The 1,035-nt window shown below is 27.0% G+C and carries 1 protein-coding gene; it reads right to left on the bottom strand.

The window, feature by feature from the left end; genetic code table 11:
- Positions 1-87: 87 nt before the first annotated feature.
- Positions 88-834, bottom strand: coding sequence for a hypothetical protein (locus tag QL232_RS27205; RefSeq protein WP_281616499.1), 747 nt, complete (start codon positions 832-834; stop codon positions 88-90).
- Positions 835-1,035 lie beyond the last annotated feature (201 nt).

Consider the following 1,035-nt stretch of genomic DNA (forward strand, 5'->3'; position numbering starts at 1 on the left):
CTTTCTATCTTCTCCAAAGTAAGACTTTGACTCTTCTATGATTTGTTTAAATTTCATTTGTTAGTTAACCATAACGTGATGGCTAAACTACGAGCGAGGGTGCGTCACCCGAGACTTGGTGTTTAGCTGTTGTTGTACATTGTATTTTTGTAATTCTAAGTTTTTAAGTTGTAGTTCAAATACTTTTAATCTTGTAATAAGCTCAACTACAGTATTATTTTTTATTATTTCCCTATTTAAGAATGTTGTTTTCAAATTCAATAGATACTCTTTATTAGAATTATTGTCAAAGGAATTATACAACTGACCAATTTGTGATTCTAGGTTTTGAAAGTTTCTTGACATAATTATTTCATTTGGGATTTGTATGTCATTTCCATGTACGATAGCATCATTTTTAATATGCCTACCTCCACTCCTTAAAAGAATATCATTTTCTATTTTATGTAAAATATCATATACTTTAATGAAAGAAGAGTCTTGATTAAAATTACTAATATCAATATTCGCACTTTTTAATAATGAAGAGATTTTATCAATACTTTGTTTAGGTACGGTATTTTTGAAATGATAAAACTCTAACAAGAAGAATAGAACTACAGGTATAAATAATAATAATGAGTCCGCCGAATTATAAATTTTATTTTCTTTTTTTAAAGGAATAGATATTATCATAACTAAACAGAAAGCTATTAATAATATGCTTGATACATAAAATAAATATTGAGAATAAAACCTTAAATCAGGAAAGGAATTAAATATTATTACTCTACTAAATAGCAATATTAAAACACTACTACTAGAGAATAAAGTTAATAGGAATCTATTTTTCATTGGGGTCAAGTTATTCTTCTTGAAGATCCCATAAATTGATACTACTAAAATAAGTATTATTAAAAGGAGAAAAGATATTAATAAGGTTGACATTTCAATTATTAGTAGTAGTTAATATGCATATAACGTAATGGCTAAACTACGTGTGAGGGTGCGTCACCCGAAACGTGGAGTTTTAGCTGTTGTTATATGTCCTTTTTA

Source organism: Flammeovirga sp. SubArs3, assembly GCF_947387565.1.
GTDB classification, from domain to species: domain Bacteria; phylum Bacteroidota; class Bacteroidia; order Cytophagales; family Flammeovirgaceae; genus Flammeovirga; species Flammeovirga agarivorans.